At 70.7% G+C, this 16,243-nt stretch carries 15 protein-coding genes; 6 read left to right on the forward strand and 9 right to left on the reverse strand.

The features are described 5' to 3' along the window. Positions 1–179 precede the first annotated feature (179 nt). Both DDV73_RS11425 and DDV73_RS11430 read right to left on the reverse strand, forming a co-directional pair. Complete coding sequence (locus DDV73_RS11425; protein WP_154402731.1) at positions 180–1,151, reverse strand: hypothetical protein; 972 nt, start codon at positions 1,149–1,151, stop codon at positions 180–182. A gap of 44 nt (positions 1,152–1,195) precedes the next feature. Further along, on the reverse strand, positions 1,196–2,032 hold the full coding sequence (locus tag DDV73_RS11430) for a CHAD domain-containing protein (RefSeq protein ID WP_109507382.1): 837 nt from the start codon (positions 2,030–2,032) through the stop codon (positions 1,196–1,198). A gap of 121 nt (positions 2,033–2,153) precedes the next feature. Here DDV73_RS11430 and DDV73_RS11435 point away from each other — a divergent pair, with 121 nt between their 5' ends. Together DDV73_RS11435 and DDV73_RS11440 are read left to right on the forward strand one after the other, a co-directional pair. After that, positions 2,154–3,446, forward strand: a complete 1,293-nt coding sequence (locus tag DDV73_RS11435; protein ID WP_109507383.1) for a UDP-glucose dehydrogenase family protein — start codon at positions 2,154–2,156, stop codon at positions 3,444–3,446. Positions 3,447–3,496: 50 nt separating this feature from the next. Beyond that, on the forward strand, positions 3,497–4,495 hold the full coding sequence (locus tag DDV73_RS11440) for a glycosyltransferase family 2 protein (protein WP_420818473.1): 999 nt from the start codon (positions 3,497–3,499) through the stop codon (positions 4,493–4,495). Here the strand turns inward: DDV73_RS11440 and ispG are convergent. From ispG to DDV73_RS11475, 7 genes are all read right to left on the reverse strand, one after another. Next, positions 4,492–5,643: a flavodoxin-dependent (E)-4-hydroxy-3-methylbut-2-enyl-diphosphate synthase gene (ispG, locus tag DDV73_RS11445; RefSeq protein WP_109507384.1), complete on the reverse strand. Its 1,152-nt coding sequence runs from the start codon at positions 5,641–5,643 to the stop codon at positions 4,492–4,494. The genes DDV73_RS11440 and ispG overlap by 4 nt on opposite strands. A 7-nt stretch (positions 5,644–5,650) precedes the next feature. Further along, positions 5,651–7,000: a M50 family metallopeptidase gene (locus DDV73_RS11450; protein WP_109507385.1), complete on the reverse strand. Its 1,350-nt coding sequence runs from the start codon at positions 6,998–7,000 to the stop codon at positions 5,651–5,653. Next, a complete protein-coding gene (locus DDV73_RS11455) occupies positions 6,997–8,133 on the reverse strand; it encodes a 1-deoxy-D-xylulose-5-phosphate reductoisomerase (RefSeq protein ID WP_240617246.1) in 1,137 nt (378 codons plus the stop codon). Before DDV73_RS11455 ends, DDV73_RS11450 begins: the two co-directional genes overlap by 4 nt. A 53-nt stretch (positions 8,134–8,186) precedes the next feature. Beyond that, positions 8,187–8,921, reverse strand: a complete 735-nt coding sequence (locus DDV73_RS11460) for a lysophospholipid acyltransferase family protein (protein ID WP_109507386.1) — start codon at positions 8,919–8,921, stop codon at positions 8,187–8,189. A gap of 165 nt (positions 8,922–9,086) precedes the next feature. Then, the gene (locus DDV73_RS11465) at positions 9,087–10,508 is read right to left on the reverse strand and encodes a M1 family metallopeptidase (protein WP_109507387.1); all 1,422 of its coding nucleotides are present in this window, start codon (positions 10,506–10,508) and stop codon (positions 9,087–9,089) included. Between the two features lie 51 nt (positions 10,509–10,559). Further along, entirely contained in the window at positions 10,560–11,978 is a 1,419-nt protein-coding gene (locus DDV73_RS11470; RefSeq protein ID WP_109507388.1) for a M1 family metallopeptidase, read from the reverse strand. Next, positions 11,975–12,610, reverse strand: coding sequence for an AMP-binding protein (locus DDV73_RS11475; protein WP_161962363.1), 636 nt, complete (start codon positions 12,608–12,610; stop codon positions 11,975–11,977). Before DDV73_RS11475 ends, DDV73_RS11470 begins: the two co-directional genes overlap by 4 nt. 243 nt (positions 12,611–12,853) lie before the next feature. On the opposite strand from DDV73_RS11475, the gene DDV73_RS11480 reads away from it, so the two are divergent. Genes DDV73_RS11480 through DDV73_RS11495 form a run of 4 tightly spaced genes read left to right on the forward strand, consistent with a single transcriptional unit; the run spans position 12,854 to position 16,166 of the window. Further along, complete coding sequence (locus DDV73_RS11480; protein ID WP_109507390.1) at positions 12,854–13,729, forward strand: serine protein kinase RIO; 876 nt, start codon at positions 12,854–12,856, stop codon at positions 13,727–13,729. A 21-nt stretch (positions 13,730–13,750) separates the two neighbouring features. After that, a complete protein-coding gene (locus DDV73_RS11485; RefSeq protein ID WP_240617247.1) occupies positions 13,751–14,407 on the forward strand; it encodes a class I SAM-dependent methyltransferase in 657 nt (218 codons plus the stop codon). Continuing rightward, positions 14,349–15,032 (forward strand): 5,6-dimethylbenzimidazole synthase, encoded by a 684-nt coding sequence (gene bluB, locus DDV73_RS11490; RefSeq protein ID WP_109507391.1) that lies wholly within the window; start codon positions 14,349–14,351, stop codon positions 15,030–15,032. The genes DDV73_RS11485 and bluB overlap by 59 nt, the downstream gene beginning before the upstream one ends. 9 nt (positions 15,033–15,041) lie before the next feature. Next, positions 15,042–16,166 carry an LOG family protein gene (locus DDV73_RS11495; protein WP_109507392.1) on the forward strand — a complete coding sequence of 375 codons (1,125 nt, stop codon included), beginning with the start codon at positions 15,042–15,044 and terminating at the stop codon, positions 16,164–16,166. Positions 16,167–16,243: the final 77 nt, after the last annotated feature.

A 16,243-nucleotide genomic window follows, 5' to 3' on the forward strand; every position in this document is an offset into this window, starting at 1 on the left:
TGCGGAGTCAGGGTCAACTCGGCCTTCGGACGTCCTGATCGTGGCATGTCCACATCCTACGACTTATCTAGCGAACTTCACGTGCGCCTCACTAGGTACCTAGTGAATTTGTCCCAGCCCACGCGAAGTTTCCGACGGGGTGGGACAGTTTCACTAGGTACCTAGTGAAACTGCCCGCCTCACCGGCACTTGCCGGAGCCGAGGAGGGCCAGGCCCTTCTTGTCGCCGGGGCCCCACCCGGAGCGGCCGGTGTTCTCGGCGGCCATCAGCTCGCCGCGGTCGCTGACGTGGTTGAGGCCGACCAGGTGGCCGAACTCGTGGTCGATGATGGCTTGGGCCTCACGGCTGCCGAAGTAGCCTCGGCCGAGGTTGTCGTACGTCGCCCGGTCCAGCACCACGCTGCCGGTGACGTACTGCTCGAAGTTGGGGCGGATCCGGATCGAGGTGGCGCCGCCGAGACCGGCGACGTCGCCGCCCAGTCGCGGCACCTCGTCGGCGGTCGCCCAGGCCACCAGCACCGGAGGCCAGTCCTCGGGGTCACGGCCACCGTCGCCCGAGCCACCCGCCGTACCGTCGTCGTCAGGTCGCTCGTCGGTCTCGCCGACGAAGTCGAACTGCAGGCCGCTCTGGTCGGTGATGTGGTCGGCGGCGGTGCGCACCAGGTCCTCGTAGTTGTTGGGCGCGCCGTCGGGGTTGATCGCGACCCGGATCTTGCGGCACGGCGACCAGGTCACGGGCTGGTCGTCGCGGCCCGGCTGGGTCTTCATGAACGCGTACGGACCGTTGGTGTCCTCCAGGAACGGCGGTCGGCCGAGCGGCTCCGGGCCGAGCCCGATCAGGCTGCGCACCTCGGACGTCGCCGCATCCGGGCTCCAGGCGACCACGCCCAGCGTCACCGTCAGCGCGAGGATCGCCGCGACCAGCGAGCCGCCGCCTCTGCGACGCCCCCGACCACCTCGACTACCCGGCACCGGCTCGCCGTCCTGGTACGGCGCCGGCCGGCGCGCGTCGTCGGGCAGGTAGCCGCGCTGCGGGTAGGCGCCCAGGCCATGCTTGCGGTCGAGCCGGTCCAGCTCACGCAGCCGCTTGAGCATGGCGCGCTCGCGCCGCGCACGCATCCTCGACTCACGCCACGACTCGAACACAGACACACCCCGATCCCCGTTCATCATCCGTCATCGGTGGTTGCAACCCGCTAAGGCGCAGCCGTATGCCCGGTCTGCCCGCGCAGCGCCGCGAGTGCCTCCTGGTAGGCCGCCAGGTCGGTGCCCAGCTGCGCCCTTCGCCCCTCGGCCGCCTCGGCACAGGCAGCCGCCAGCGCCGGCTCCCGCGCCGCGGTCTCGTCCAGCCAGGCGATGGTGAGTACGGCGTCGTTGCGGGCGCCGAGCACCTCCTGGACCCGCTCCGCGCGCTCCGCGGTCTCGGCGGCCGAGTCGACGACCTCGGCCGCCGCCTCGGCGGTGTAGCGGAGCCGCTTGGCCGCCTTGCGGACGTCGTGCAGCCGTTCATCGTGCTCGTGCGGGTCGTCGGCCACCTCGTCCGCGGCGTCCGCCCGGTCCAGCACCCGCGAGGTCTCGCGGGCGATGGCGTCCTCGGCAGCCTTCGTCGCCGCCACCTGCGGGGCGGCCGTCCATGCGTCCGGCTCGGCCAGCGCGGTCAGCCGGTCGAGCAGCCGCCGTGCCCGGCCGCCGTCCGCCGCGGCCCGCGCAGCGTCGTACTCCCCCGCGCGGCGCTCGGCGAGGTAGCCGACCAGCTCGGGGTGCCCGGCCAGGCTCGCCGCGAGGACGTCGAGGTCGCGGACCGGCCCGATCTCCGAGCCCAGCCACTGCAGCTCACGGCGCAGCCGCGGCCACCCGGTGTCCGGAACCACGGGTGAGTACGACGCCAGCACGCTGCGCAGCCGGCGCAGCCGGACCCGTGACTGGTGGACCGGCTCGGTCTCGTCGAGCCGCGGAAGCGCCGCCTCGAGCTCGGCGAGCTGGCGCGCGACGTACCCGCGCAGAAGGTCCGGAGCGGTCGCTGGCGAGGCCATCGCACCAGTGTGACGGACTCGCCCAGTGGAACCCGGCTGGCCTTAAAGTCTCCTAAACCACTAGACTTAACAAAGGTTGTCCGGATTCACGGTCAGCCTCGACACGTAGGAGGGGCAGATCGTGCGCATTTCCGTGATCGGCACGGGATACCTCGGTGCGGTGCATGCTGCGGGCATGGCCGAGCTCGGGTTCGAGGTGGTCGGCATCGACGTCGACGCCGCCAAGGTCACCGCGCTCGCCGACGGCAGGGCGCCGTTCTACGAGCCGGAGCTGGAGCCGCTGCTGCGCAAGCACGTCGGCTCTCGGCTCACCTTCACCACCGACCTTGCCGCGGCCGCCGGCTCGTCAGTCCACTTCCTGTGCATCGGCACCCCGCAGCGCAGCGACGGCCCCGGCGCCGACCTCACCTATCTCGACGCCGCCGTCGGCTCGCTGCTGCCGCACCTGCGGCCGGGCACGCTGGTCGTCGGCAAGTCCACCGTCCCTGTCGGCACCGCGGCGCGAATCGCCGACCTGGTCGAGGCGACCGGAGCCGAGCTCGCGTGGAACCCGGAGTTCCTCCGCGAGGGGTACGCCGTCGAGGACACGCTGCGCCCCGACCGACTCGTCTTCGGCGTCCGCGGGGGTGGCGCCGAGGTCATACTGCGGCAGGTGTACGCCGACGCGATCGCCGCCGACACCCCGGTGGTGGTGACCGACCTGCCCACCTCCGAGCTGGTCAAGACCAGCGCGAACGCGTTCCTCGCCACCAAGATCTCGTTCATCAACGCGATCGCGGAGATCTGCGAAGTCACCGGTGCCGACGTCACCACCCTCGCCGACGCGATCGGGCACGACGCCCGGATCGGCCGCAAGTTCCTCGGCGCCGGCCTCGGCTTCGGCGGCGGCTGCCTGCCCAAGGACGTGCGCGCCTTCCAGGCCCGGGCCACCGAGCTCGGCGTGGGCGACTCGCTGAAGTTCCTCGCCGAGGTCGACGCGGTCAACCTGCGCCGCCGGGAGCGGGTGCTCGCGCTGGCTGCGGAGGCCCTGGACGGCGACGTCGCCGGGCGCCGGATCGGCGTACTCGGCGTCTCCTTCAAACCGCACTCCGACGACGTCCGCGACTCCCCCGCGCTCGACGTCTCCCGGCGGCTCGTCGAGCTGGGTGCCGAGGTCCGGGTCTACGACCCGGTCGCCACCGAGTCCGCGCGCCGGGTCGCGCCGCACCTGGAGTACGCCGACACGCTCGGCGAGGCCGTCCACGAGGCCGAGGTGGTCCTGCACCTCACCGAGTGGCCGGAGTTCCGGGCTGCCGACCCGGCCGCGCTCGGCACGCAGGTCGCCCGCCGGCAGGTGATCGACGGCCGCAACTGCCTGGACCGCGAGCGCTGGCGGGCCGCCGGCTGGAGCTACGTCGGGCTCGGTGTGGCGTGAGCGCGTCCACGTCCGACGACCAGGTAGCCCCGGCCGTCGACGAGCCGACCCTGCTGCCGACCACCACACCGGTGTCGGTGGTGATGCCGGTGCTCAACGAGGAGCGCTACCTCGCTGACTCCGTCGACCGGGTGCTCGCCCAGGAGTACGACGGCGAGCTGGAGATCGTGCTGGCGGTTGGGCCGTCGCACGACCGGACCGAAGAGATCGCCGAGAAGCTCGCCGCCGCCGAGCCCCGGGTCATCGTCGTACCCAATCCTCCCGGAACCACGCCGCACGCCCTCAACGCTGCCCTCGCCGCCTCGTCGCACCCGTACGTCGTCCGCGTCGACGCGCACGGCTTCCTCCCCGACGGCTACCTGCGCGAGGTGGTCCGGCTGCTCGACACCACCGGTGCCGCGAACGTCGGCGGGATGATGCGGGGCGAGGGCGAGAACGCCTTCGGCCACGCCGTCGCCCGCGCCATGTCCTCGCCGCTGGGTATCGGCGGCTCGAAGTTCCACGTCGGCGGCGAGCCCGGTCCGGCGCGCACGGTCTATCTCGGGGCGTTCCGGCGGGAGGTCCTCGAGAAGCTCGGCGGCTTCGACGAGCACTTCCTGCGGGCCCAGGACTGGGAGCTCAACTACCGGATCCGGCAGGCCGGCGAGACTGTCTGGTTCACCCCGCACCTGTCGGTGATGTACCGCCCGCGCCGCAACCTGCGCGCGCTGGCCCGCCAGTTCCGCGGTTCCGGTCAGTGGCGGCGTCAGATCGTCGCGGCGTACCCGGAAACGGCCAGCTTCCGTTACCTCGCCGCGCCGATCGCCACTGCCGGAATCGCGGTCGGCACCCTGCTCGGCGTACTCGGCATGGTCCTCGGCTGGCCCTGGCTGTACGCCGGGTTCCTGGCACCGGTCGGCTACGCCCTGGGCGTGCTGGCCGCGTCGGTGCCGATGGGCCGCGGCCTGAGCCCGAAGTCGCGGCTGCTGCTGCCGGTGGTGATCGCCACCATGCACCTGTCGTGGGGATGGGGCTTCCTCCGCTCCATCCCCCGCTCCAGGCGCCGCTAGGAGACGGTGACCTCGGCGGTGGAGCCTTCGACCGGCTCCATGTCCTCGGCGATCCGCATCGCCTCTTCGATCAGGGTCTCGACGATCTGCGACTCGGGGACGGTCTTGATGACCTCGCCCTTGACGAAGATCTGGCCCTTGCCGTTGCCGGAGGCGACGCCGAGGTCGGCCTCGCGCGCCTCGCCGGGGCCGTTGACGACACAGCCCATGACCGCGACCCGGAGCGGCACCTCCATGCCCTCCAGCCCGGCGGTGACCTGGTCGGCGAGCTTGTAGACATCGACCTGGGCCCGGCCGCAGGACGGGCAGGAGACGATCTCGAGCTTGCGCTCGCGCAGGTTCAGCGACTGCAGGATCTGCAGACCGACCTTGACCTCCTCGACCGGCGGCGCGGACAGCGAGACCCGGATCGTGTCGCCGATGCCCTTGCTCAGCAGGGCACCGAACGCCACCGACGACTTGATCGTGCCCTGGAAGGCCGGCCCGGCCTCGGTGACGCCGAGGTGCAACGGCCAGTCGCCGGCCTCGGCGAGCAGCTCGTAGGCACGCACCATCACGACCGGGTCGTTGTGCTTGACCGAGATCTTGAAGTCGTGGAAGTCGTGCTCCTCGAACAGGCTCGCCTCCCACACCGCGGACTCGACCAGCGCCTCGGGCGTTGCCTTGCCGTACTTGGCCAGCAGCCGCTTGTCGAGCGAGCCGGCGTTGACGCCGATCCGGATCGACGTACCGCGGTCGCGAGCCGCCGCTGCGATCTCCTTGACCTGGTCGTCGAACTGGCGGATGTTGCCCGGGTTGACCCGGACCGCGGCACAGCCCGCGTCGATGGCGGCGAAGACGTACTTCGGCTGGAAGTGGATGTCGGCGATGACCGGGATCTGGGAGTGCTGCGCGATCTCCGGCAGCGCCTCGGCGTCGTCCTGGCTCGGGCAGGCGACGCGGACGATGTCGCAGCCGGCGGCGGTCAGCTCGGCGATCTGCTGGAGCGTGGTGTTGACGTCGGCGGTGAGCGTGGTCGTCATCGACTGCACCGACACCTGGTGGTCGCTGCCGACGCCGACCTTGCCCACCTGGATCTGGCGGGTCTTGCGGCGAGGTGCGAGCACCGGCGGCGGTGCGGCGGGCATTCCGAGGCTGACCGAGGTCATGAATCTCCTAGGTGACGTGAACGGGGATGACGAGGTCGGCGACGATCAGGATCAGGCCCATCACCGCCAGCGAGATGGCCACGACGTACGCCACCGGCAGCATCTTCGCGACGTCGACGTGGCCCGGGTCCGGCCGGCCGAGCAGCCGCGAGGCGCCGCGGCGGGCCGCTTCGTAGAGGGCACCGGCGATGTGACCGCCGTCGAGGGGCAGGAGCGGCACGAAGTTGAACATGCCGATGAAGAAGTTAAAGGCCGCGATCAGCATCAGCAGGATGACGAGCTTCTCCTTGACCGGGAACCCCTCGTGGGAGCTGACCTCGCCGGCGATCCGGCCGCCGCCGACGATGCTTACCGGACTGTCCTCGGCACGCTCCTCGAGGCCGACGAGAGCCTGGGCAACGTCGAACACCTTGACCGGCAGCTGGCCGAGCGCCTTGACCGTGTCCACGGTCATCGTGCCCATCTGGTCCAGGGTGTAGAGCGGGCCGCCCACCTTCGGGTCGGTGAGCGTCGGCGCGACGCCGAGGAACCCGACCTCGCGTAGCGTCTCGTCGGTCTCCGACGTCCGCCGGGCGGTCACGGTGGTGTTGGTCGTGGCGGTGCTGATGACGCCGTCGCGCTCGTAGGTGATCACGAGCTCGCCGTTGTCGTTGCCGCGGATCAGCTTCTGCGCCTGCTCCCAGCTGGTGAGCTCGGTGCCGTTGAGCGCGAGCAGCTTGTCGCCGGGCTTCAGGCCGGCGGCGGCGGCCGGAGCCTTCGGGTCGGCCGCCGTGCAGTCACGGTTGGCCTCCGTCGCCGGCAGCACGCACTCGGACACCACGCCGACGGTCCTCGTCGCGTGGGTGTCGGCGATGTTGCCGTACGTCGCGTAGAGGCTGCCGAAGATCGCGAACGCGATCAGGATGTTCACCGTGGGCCCGCCGGCCATCACGACGACCTTCTTCCACCAGGCCATCTTGTAGAACAGCCGGTCGTGGTCGGCCTTGCTGATCGTCTCCCACTCGGCGGCGCGGGCGTCGGAGATCAGCTGGGTGAACAGGCCGGTGTTGGACTTGCGGACCAGGATGTTGCCCTCGTCGTCCATCTCGGCCTCGTGGGTGCGCTTGTCCCCGTCCTTGCCGGGCGGCAGCATGCCGACGATCTTGACGTAGCCGCCGAGCGGGATCGCCTTCACGCCGTACTCGGTCTCGCCCTTCTTCTTGGACCAGACGGTGGGGCCGAACCCGATGAAGTACTGGGTCACCTTCCCGCCGAACTTCTTCGCCGGGATCATGTGGCCGAGCTCGTGCAGTCCGATCGACGCGAGGATCGCGAACACGAAGAACAGCACGCCGAGCGTGTAGTAGACCGCCGTCATCGGCTGGTGGCCCCTTCTTGTGTGCTTTCGGAGTCCGGCACCGGGAGCAGTCGGGCTGCCTCAGCCCGCGCCCAGGCGTCCGCGGTGAGTACGTCGTCCACGGTGAGTTCTTGCTCCTCTGAGGGTACGTCGTGGGCCGCAACGATGCTGGCGACGGTGGGCACGATCTCCACGAACGGGAGCCGTCCGTTGAGGAACGCCTGCACACAGTGCTCATTTGCCGCGTTGTAGACCGCCGGCGCGGTCGCGCCCCGCTGGCCCGCCTCGCGGGCGAGCGCGACGGCGGGGAACGCCTCGTCATCGAGTGGGAAGAACTCCCAGGTGTCGGCCTTGGTCCAGTCGCAGCCGGGGCCCGCGCCGGGAACCCGGTCCGGCCAGGCCAGGCCCAGCGCGATCGGGATCAGCATCGAGGGCGGCGAGGCCTGCGCGATCGTGGAGCCGTCGTAGAACTCGACCATCGAGTGGATCAGCTGCTGCGGGTGCACGACGACGTCGATCCGGTCGAAGCCCACCCCGAACAGCAGGTGCGCCTCGATCACCTCCAGCCCCTTGTTGACCAGGGTGGCGGAGTTGACCGTGATCACCGGGCCCATCGCGAAGTTGGGGTGGGCCAGCGCCTGCTCGCGGGTCACGCCGACCAGCTCGTCACGGGTGCGGCCACGGAAAGGGCCACCGCTCGCGGTCAGCACCAGGCGGCGTACCTCGTCGGCCGAGCCGCCGCGCAGCGACTGGGCGATCGCGGAGTGCTCGGAGTCGACCGGCACGATCTGGCCGGGCTTGGCCAGCGAGGTCACGATCGGGCCGCCGATGATCAGCGACTCCTTGTTGGCCAGCGCCAGGGTGTTGCCGGCCTCCAGCGCGGCCAGGGTCGGCCGGAGGCCGACCGCGCCGGTGATGCCGTTGAGTACGACGTCGCACGCGAGCCCCGCGAGCTCGGTCGACACGGCCTCGCCGAGGCCGGAACGAGCCGGCCGGAACTCGGCGACCTGCTTCTCGAACAGCTCCGGGTTGGACCCGCCGGCGGACAGTCCGACCACCCGGAACCAGTCCGGGTTGGCCCGCACCAGGTCGAGCGCCTGGGTGCCGATCGAACCCGTCGACCCGAGGATGACGATGTCGCGCCTGGCAGTCACGCCTCTAGTCTCCCAGCCGACCGCGCCACGCCCGAATCCACGTCCCGCGGACGTCAGCCGCGCATCCGGCGGCGCACCAGGTAACCGACCCCAACCGCCGCCAGCCCGGCCGCGATCAGGCCCGGGCGGGCCCGCAGCCGGTGGTACTCATCGGTGATCACCGGCCACACCGACTGGTCGGTGAGCGCTCCGGCAAGCTCGGGCGTGGCCTCCAGGTCGGTCATCGGGATCGGCTCGCCGAAGGCGACCTGGACCCGGCGCGGAAGCGGCAGCCGCCGCTTCTCTGTGCCGGTGATCGCGGCCGGCACCAGCTGGGCGCCGGCCTCGATCGCGAGCCTGGCCGCACCTCGCTTGGGCCGGCCGAGCGAGTCCGGGTCGGGTACCCGGGTGCCCTCGGGGAAGAGCGCCAGCACGTCGCCGCGGGCCAGAATCGCCTGCGCCGTCGCAAGGGCTTCCTGGTCGGACTCCCCACGCTTGACCGGGAATCCGCCGAGTGCCAGGAAGAGTCGCCCGAACGGCCCCTGGAAGAGCTCGGCCTTGCCCATGAAGTGAACCCGCCGGCGGACCGGCATCGCGACGAAGAACGCGTCCCAGAAGCTCTTGTGATTGGGCGTGATCACCACCGGCCCGGTCTTCGGGACCAGGTCGGCCCCCGTCACCCGCATCCGGAACACGATCCGCAGCAGCGGGACGAAGACCAGCCGCGCGAGGAAGTACGCCGGACCGCTGATCCCGCGTTCGCGAGCGATCCGGTGCGCCTCCTCGTGGCTGAGCCTGGCAGTGGTCATCGATGGAGGTTAGTCGATGGCAGCCGTGGTCCAGGTGTGTGCAGCGCAAGGCCGACGAGGGAAGGCGTCGCGCAGCCACGTCGACCGAGGAGAACGCAGCGACGTGCCGCCTGGGCCGCGGCGGCCGCGGCGGCCGCGACCGACGACCACTAGGTCAGCCCTTGGTCACCGGAGCCCGTTGGCCTTGGTCTTCGCCGGCTTGTCCGAGGAGTACAGCCAGGCGCGGAAGAAGCCGTCGAGCCGCTCGCCGCTGACGTTCTCGGCGAGCTGCTGGAAGCTTGCGACCGAACCGTTGGCATTGGCCTTCTGCCGCAGCCAGGTGCGCACCAGCCGGGTGAAGTCGGCGTTGCCGATCCGGTGCCGGAGCGCCTGCACGGTCATCGCGCCGCGGAAGTAGATCGCCTGGTCGAAGATCCGGCCGGCGCCCGGACGCGCCACCTTGACGTCCCAGAAGACGTCGGAGGCCGGCAGCGCGTTGTAGAGGTTCAGCATCCAGCGCTGCGCGGTCGGACCGCCGTGGCCCTCGTTGTAGCGGGCCTCCATGAACGTCGCGAAGCCCTCGTTGAGCCAGATGTCGCGCCAGTTGCGCACCGAGACCGAGTTGCCGAACCACTGGTGGGCCTGCTCGTGGACCACGACGTAGACCTCCTCCGGCCCGCCCCAGTACTGGTAAACCGGGCGGGTCTGGGTCTCCAGCGCGAAGCCGGGCGAGAAGCCGGTGGTCAGGCCGCCGGTCGACTTGAACGGGTACGGCCCGAGCTGCTTGGTGAGCCACTTGACCACGGCCGGGGTGCGCTTGAGCAGCGCCATCGACTCGTCCTGCTGGCTCTTGGACAGCCTGCGGGACACAGCGAGCGTGTAGGGCAGCCCGTTGCTGGTGCCGCTCTTGATGTTGTAGGAGCCGACCGCGAAGAAGGCGAGGTAGGTCGCCATCTTGCCGGCGCCGCGCCAGCGCCAGGTGGTCTGGTTGCCGACGGTCTGGCGGCTGGCCAGGGTCCCGTTGGAGACCACCTGCCGGTCCTTGGGAGCGGTGATCTTGACGTCGAAGGTCGCCTTGTCGCGCGGGTGCTCGTTGGCGGCGAACCACCAGGCGCCGCTGTGGGGCTCGTTGAGCGCGAGCGCCTCGTGCCGGTTGGCGAGGAACGGCTGCTCGCTGCCCCACTTGATCTTCGACGGGTACCCGACGTACGCGACCTCGACGGTGAAGGACTGGCCCTTCCACAGCGGCTTGGCCGGCGTGACCTGCAGCTCGCGAAGGCTGGTCTTGCGGAACTTCGCCTTCGTGCCGTTGACCTTGACCGACGTCGGCCGCAGCACCAGGTCGAGGTTGAACCGGGACAGCGGGTGCAGCGCCCGCGCGGTGAGCTTGGTGGTCCCGGTCAGCCGGGAGTCCGACATCCGGAAGGTGTCGCGGATGTCGTAGTGGCCGACGTCGTACCCGCCGTTGCCGTCCTTCGGGAAGTAGGGGTCACCGATCCCCTCCGAGCCGGGCCGCGGCGGCGCCTGCGCCAACCCGACCGCGCCCGAGGCGATCGATCCTGCGAGTACGACGGCAGCCACGCCGGCGGCAAGTCGGCGTCGGATCATGTGGTCTCTCCTGCTAGTCGAGGTCTGGTGGATGCATGCATGTGCGAAGGATCAGAGCAGGCCGTTGGCCTGGGTCTTGGCGGGCTTGTTGGTGCTGAGCAGCCAGGCGTTGAAGAAGCCGCCGAGCTGCTCACCGCTGACCACCTCGGCCAGCTGCCGGAAGTTCGCGACCGAGCCGTTGCCGTTGCGCTTGTTGCGCAGCCAGGTGCGGATCAGGTCGCTGAAGTCGTCCTCGCCGATCCGGTGCCGAAGCGCCTGCACAGTCATCGCGCCCCGGTCGTAGACGGCGATGTCGAACAGCTTCGTCGCGCCCGGGTTCCCGATCTTGACGTCCCAGAACGGTGCCGATGATCCGAAGTCGTCGTAGGTGGCGAGCAGCCAGTCCTGAGCTGTCGGCCCGCCGTGCTCCTCGTCGTAGAGCTTCTCCATGAAGGTCGCGAAGCCCTCGTTGAGCCAGATGTCGCGCCAGCCGTGCACCGAGACCAGGTCACCGAACCACTGGTGCGCCTGCTCGTGGACCACGACGGAGAAGCAGAACAGACCGCAGCCCGGCGGATAGACGGGACGGGTCTGTGTCTCCAGCGCGAAGCCCAGGTTGAACCCGGTGGCCAAGCCGCCGGTCGTCCGGAACGGGTAGGGACCGAGCTTGGTCGTCAGCCACTGCACGACCTCCGGCGTCTTCGCCAGCAGCGTCATCGACTGGTCCTGCTGGCTCTTCGGAGGCCGCTGCGACACCGCGATGGTGTACGGCCGTCCGTGGCTGGTGCCCGACTTCATGGTGTAGTCGCCAACGGCGAAGAACGCGGCGTAGGTAGCCATGGTGCCGGCGCCGTTCCAGTGCCAGGTGGTCTGGCCGCCCGCGGTCCTCTTGCCGGCCAGCACGCCGTTGGAGACCACCTCCCGGCCGTTGGGCGCGGTGATCCGGACGTCGAACCTCGCCTTGTCGCGCGGGTGCTCGTTAGCGGCGAACCACCAGGCCCCGCTGTGAGGCTCGTTCAGGGCCAGCACCTCTTTGGAGTTGGCCCAGAACGGCTGCTCGTCGCCCCACTTGATCCTGCCCGGGTACCCGGTGTACTTCACCGACACGGTGAACGTCTTCCCGGCCGCGATCGGCTTGGCCGGGGTGACCTGTAGCTCGCGCTGGCTGGTCTTGCGGAAGCGCGCCTTGACCCCGTTGACCTTGACCGACGTTGGCCGCAGCACCAGGTCGAGGTTGAACCGGGTCAGCCCGTGCTTGGCCCGGGCGGTGACCTTGGTGGTGCCGGTCAGCCGCTGGTCGGACATGCGGATGGTGTCGCGTACGTCGTAGTGCCCGACGTCGTACCCGCCGTTGCCGTCCTTCGGGAAGTACGGGTCGCCGATGCCTGCGGCCCCGGGGCGCGGGGCCGGGGCCTGGCCGACCGCGCCCGAGGCGATCGATCCGGCGAGTACGACGGCCGCCGCTGCGGCGGCCATCCTCCTGCCAATCATGTGGTTCCCCCTGTTAGGTCGAGCGGCGTGCGGGAGGCGAGTCGCTCGAGTCGTTGACCCGGTGGTGTGGCCTGGTCGAAGGCATCACGTACGACAACGTCGCTGCCGGCCACGGAGTACGCCGTGGCGTCGGGGCCGACCTCGGCGCAGGGCGCGGCGTCGGTGCGGCCGGCGGCCAGCGCGGCCTCCCAGTCGAGGTCGCGGCGCAGATCGACCGGCTCGACGCCGCGCACGAGGCAAACGCTCGGCGTATGGGCGCCGAAGACGGGTGGGTGCGCGGTCGCCACCAGCACCGGCTGGTAGAGGTCGACGACGGCAGCGAGGTCAGCTGCTAGGGCCGCGGCGTACACCGCACCAAGGCGGGCGCACGCGAGCTCGGCGACGACCACGTCCTGCGGGTCGGTCAGTGCCAGCACCACCCGGTCGCCGACACCGACCCCGAGCGCGCGGAAGGCCCCCGCCAGCGCGCCGACCCGTTCGAGCAGGTTGGCGAAGTCGACCGAGCCGTCGGTCAGCAGCAGCGCGGGCTCCTCGGCGGCGCCGTGCACGACGTGACGGTCGACAGCGTTGAAGCAGAGGTTGAGCGAGCCGGACCGGCCGTCGCCGGGCTGGCGGAACCAGGTCAGGTCCATGGCGACTCCCCCTCTCGACCGGCTCTCTACTCGAACGCCTTGCAGGGTAGACGGCCGCTCCGACAAACCGCGAACCCGGCGTCCACAGGTAATTCGGTTGCGCCGCCGACGACCGGCCTGGGAGCCTGCTCCGGAGCGCCCCGGCATCGGCCGGTGCCCCGTCCGAGAGGAGCAGTGACATGGCTACGACTGTCTTCGGCCTGTCCTCAGACCGTCCCTCTCAGATCTGGAGCACCACCACCGATGTCTTCACAGTTCTTCTCCTCGAGCGAGCAGCTCGAACCTGACCTCGACGGGATCGACCCGCGCTTCGTCTTCGACTTCACCGCGTACGACGACCTTGGCGACGGCCAGCGCTGGTCCACCTGGCTGAACGTCGAACCACTCTGCCGCGGCCCCGAGCCCCGGCCCGACTGGGTGATCACCTCACAGGCGGCGATCGACACCGAGCTCGGCGTACTCAAGACCGGCAAGGAAGGCGACGTCTTCCTGCTCGAACGCGCCGTACCCGACGGGCCGTCTGTGGTGATGGCGGCCAAGCGCTACCGCGGCGAGGAGCACCGCGACTTCCACCGCTCCGGGGCCTACACCGAGGGCCGGCGGGTCCGCAACAGCCGCGACACCCGGGCGATGGCCAAGAAGTCCGCCTTCGGGCGGGCCGTCGCGGCCGGCCAGTGGGCGATGGCCGAGTGGGACGCGCTGGTCCGGTTCTGGAACCTCGGGCTGCCCGTCCCCTACCCGGTCCAGATCGACGGCACCGAGATCCTGATGGAGTGGATCACCGTCGACGGCGAGACGGCGCCCCGGCTGGCCCAGATGAAGGCCGGTGACCCGCGGCTGGAGCACTGGTTCGGGCAGCTGCGGGAGTCGATGGCGACCATGGTGCAGAACGGCGTGGTCCACGGCGACCTGTCGGCGTACAACATCCTCGCGGCGGGCGAGCGGCTGGTGATCATCGACCTGCCGCAGGTGGTGGACGTGATCGGCAATCCGCAGGGTATGGACTTCCTGATGCGCGACTGCGCGAACATCTGCAACTGGTTCCGGCACAAGGGGCTGTCTCCCGAGCTCGCCGACGAGCACACGCTGTTCGGCGACCTCGTGTCCACGGCGTTCTGACCCGTCATCTAGGTTCGGGGCGTGACTACAGAGCCCCGTGACTGGCAGAGCGAGGCCGACCGGCTCGCCGCCGCGACCGACGACCCGACGGCCTGGTTCGAGACGCTGTACGCCGCCGGCGTCGCGGGCGAGGTGAGCATGCCGTGGGACCGCGACCAGCCCCACTGGGCGCTGCAGGAGTGGTCCCACGGCAGGGCCGCGGCCGAGGGTGCCCGGGGGCTGGTCGTGGGCTGCGGGCTCGGCGGCGACGCCGAGCACCTCGCCGCGCTCGGCTTCGCCACCACCGCGTTCGACATCTCGGAGACAGCGGTGGCCACAGCTCGGGCACGGCACCCCGAGTCGAGCGTCGACTACCACGTCGCCGACCTCTTTGCGCTGCCGCCGGAGTGGCGCCAGAGGTTCGACCTGGTCGTGGAGATCTTCACCGCTCAGGCACTCCCCCGCGACCTCCGGTCTCGCGCGACTGCCGCGATCCGCGACCTGGTCGCGCCGCGCGGCCAGCTGCTGGCGATCGAGGCGATCCTGCCGGCCGACGACGACGGCTCCGGTCCCCCGTGGCCGTTCACCCGGTCCGACATCGACGCCTTCGCCGGCGACGGACTGTCGCTGGTCTCGGTCGATGAGCTCGCTCAGCCCGACAGCTTCCCGCTGTGGCGGGCCGAGCTGCGCCGTACCTGACGTGGACCTGTACGACGCCGTCCGGCGCCGCCGCGACACCCGCGCCGAGTTCACGGGCTCACCTGTGTCCGACGACGTGCTGGAGCGGGTGCTGGCCGCCGCCCACTCCGCGCCGAGCGTGGGCATGTCGCAACCCTGGGACTTCGTGCTTGTCCGCGACGCCGGGCTCCGCGAGGAGTTCCGCGATCACGTGGCCGCGGAGCGCGAGATCTTCGCGTCCTCGCTCGCCGGGGAGCGTGCGGACACATTCGCGAGGATCAAGGTCGAGGGGATCATGGAGTCCGGGCTCGGCGTGGTCGTCGGCTACGACCCGTCCCGCGGCGGCCCGGCCGTCCTCGGCCGGCACGCGATTGCCGATGCCGGCCTCTACTCGGTCTGCCTCGCCATCCAGAACCTCTGGCTCGCGGCGACCGCCGAGGGCCTCGGCGTCGGCTGGGTGAGCTTCTACCGCGAAGAGTTCCTGCGCGACCTGGTCGGCTTCCCCGCCCACGTCCGGCCGGTCGCCTGGCTCTGCGTCGGCGCGGTCGCCGAACTGCCCGACGTACCGGATCTGGAGCGGTTCGGCTGGCGGCACCGGTCCCCGCTGGCGTCCGTGGTGCACCAGGACCGCTACCTGCCTCGGTAGGTTCGGGCCATGAAGCACACGCGCGGACGGGTCGTCGAGGTGGACTCGCTGGCGGCCTTCGACCTGCGGCTGGCGCGCGGGGTCCGGTCCCTCGACGGCTGGCACCTGCGCGGGCTCGACCTCACCTCGCGCGGACCGATCCTCGGGAAGGTCGAGGTCGCGGGAGCGCTGTTCCTCGGCTGCCAGTTCGGCGACGGCGACGAAGGAGCGATGCGCGACCGGGGAGCCGTCGTCTTCCCGACCATCCCGGACGCCCCGGTCGACAGCTACCGCTCCAAGCTCTACACCGCGCGCGACCTGTACGACGTCACGCCGTACGACCGCTCGTTCGACGCCCGCGCCCACGCCTGGTCCCAGCGGCCCGCCGACCCGGACTCCGCGCTCGCCCAGGCGCTGCACGACCACGCGGTCGACGAAGCGCTCGGCCGCTGGGTGAAGGATCGCCGGCTGGTCGGCGTCATGGGCGCGCATGCACTGGCGCGCGGTGAGGTCGGGTACGCCGATGCCGCGCGGCTCGGACACGCGCTCGGCGGCTCGCTGGTGGTCGCCACCGGCGGTGGGCCGGGTGCGATGGAGGCCGCCAACCTGGGCGCCTGGCTGTCACGCCAGCCGGGCGGCGTACTCGACGAGGCGCTGGGGATGCTCGCGGAGGTGCCGTCGTTCCGGCCGGACATCGGTGCCTGGGCTGAGGCCGCGTTCGCCGTACTCGACAAGTGGCCGGACGGCGGAGAGTCGCTGGGCATCCCGACCTGGCACTACGGCCACGAGCCGCCCAACCCGTTCGCGTCGGCGATCGCGAAGTACTTCCGCAACGCCACCCGCGAGGCGATCCTGCTGGAGATCTGCGACGCCGGCATCGTCTTCCTCCCCGGCGCCGGCGGCACCGTGCAGGAGATCTTCCAGGACGCCTGTGAGAACTACTACGCCGACGAGTCCTCGGTCGCGCCGATGGTGCTGGTCGGCGAGGCCTACTGGACCGAGCAGGTGCCCGCCTGGCCGCTGCTCCGGGCACTCGCCAAGGGCCGCCCGATGGAGCCGCACGTGCACCTCGTCGACACCCTCGAGGAGGCTGCTGGTGTGGTCTCCGGTGCGGGGACCTCGGCATCGGAGCGACGTCATACGAACCGTTCGTGATAGCGCATGTTTCGTATGACGTCCCGTGGGACGTCATACGTAGCGGCATCAGTAGCGACCGGAGCGTATGACGCACT

Source organism: Nocardioides speluncae, assembly GCF_003121585.1.
GTDB lineage: Bacteria > Actinomycetota > Actinomycetes > Propionibacteriales > Nocardioidaceae > Nocardioides > Nocardioides speluncae.